General features: G+C 53.4%; 2 protein-coding genes. Both read right to left on the bottom strand.

The features are described 5' to 3' along the window. The coding region (locus QVP67_RS14150) for a lipase family protein (RefSeq protein ID WP_288180250.1) at nt 1–675 on the bottom strand (675 nt) is incomplete at its 3' end. A 379-nt stretch (nt 676–1054) separates the two neighbouring features. Further along, nucleotides 1055–1561: DUF2851 family protein (locus QVP67_RS14155; protein ID WP_288180251.1), on the bottom strand; the 507-nt coding region annotated here is incomplete at its 5' end.

Consider the following 1561-nt stretch of genomic DNA (forward strand, 5'->3'; position numbering starts at 1 on the left):
GGTCCATCCACGGCTCTCCAGTTCCAGTTGGGTAGCCACAGTGGCCTGTCCGCCTTGCGAGTAGCCCAACAGTTCGAGGGCATCATTTTCCTCGGCAATGGACTTGGAACGCAGATATTCGCGGGCAGCCTCAATCATGTCGGCACAAGCGGTTCCCGTCAGCCGTGCATGCAGGTAAGGATGCTGCCGGTCAGCTGTCTGACTGGCTCCATATCCCAGGTAATCGGCCATAACGACTACGTGCCCGCTCACTACAGGCATCATCTCGTAATAGAAGAGTTGCAGCGAAGGAGCTTCTTCCATGTCGAGCGTGCCGTGCTGGATGCTCAGCAAATGGTCGTACGAAGTAGTACCCGCAGGCATGGCTACTACGCCCGATGCCGTGACGGAAGCTCCGTCGGGTCCTGTAGTAGTATAAGTAATAGCGGCCACATCGACGTCGCACAGCAGTCCGCTTATCAGGATTTCGGGCAGATTGATGCCTTGCGAAGCGGCATAGTCCATCACCATGTCGGTAATTTCGCTTTTCGAGATATGCTTTTCAGCAGTCACCCCGGTCAGATACTGATTGGTGACGGCAGGGTCCTCGCCCGGCGTGTCATCGTCGCTACAGGCGGTCAGAAAAGCCAGCATTAGCAACAGTGCCAGAAGTTTGTCGGTAATGTTACGATTCATCTTTCAGTGTATTTAAGTGGTTAATATGGATGCCATCTCCTCCCCGCGTCCTATACAGTTCTGCTGTCTGAAGAGGAAGAAATGTGATAAATGTTCTGTACGAGGAACGGGGACAAAGTTATTGAAAAGAGATTGAATAGAAAGAGTCCGTCGTTAACTTTTTTCAGAAAAAACGGTTATGCACCGCTTCGCTTCCACTCAGATGAAAAGAGTATCCTTTCGATATACCCTTTCCAGACGGTACTAGTATGGCTCGTGAGAGACACTTGTACGGCTCACGAGAGACACTTGTGTGGCTCGCGAGCAACACTTGCACGGCTCGCGAGCGACACTTGCACGGCTCAAAAGGGGAAAAGCCACCAATGTATTTCTCTGTATTTCAGCCGATAGCATCGGACGAAGAACGAGTGGTTTTCTTTCCTTTCAGAAACTCGTAGCCGAAACGGCAGCGCAGGCAGTCTTTCCGGTCGCAATACTCTTTCTGAAGCTGGATGAGGGCTTGCGAATCGGCTGCTGTCGAAACGGGCAGGCCCGCTCCCTCCCACATGCGGGTGATGTAGTTGTTTTCGGCACGAAGCGACTCCAGGAAACGGGTGGCACGGTCGCATAGCACTTCGTCGGCCTTGTGCAGACCGTAAGCGTATAAGAAAGGGATGACCGTATTGATGAGCATCAGGTTGAGGGCGTTCCCACCTACCCGCTTCTCCTTCTTGGGCGATGTCCGGCGGAAGGTGAAATGCTGCTCCCAATAGGCAGAAGTCACGGTGGAAAGGAGCTTTTTGGCAGCTTCTGGCGTCTCGGCTTCCATCACTTGCGAGAAGAGCGACCGGTGTGTATGGTACAGGCATGCCAGTTGGGCCAGCCGCACATGGGGGAAGTTGCCCGG

It is taken from the genome of Bacteroides sp. CAG:633 (assembly GCF_000435115.1).
Classification (GTDB): Bacteria; Bacteroidota; Bacteroidia; order Bacteroidales; family Bacteroidaceae; genus Bacteroides; species Bacteroides ndongoniae.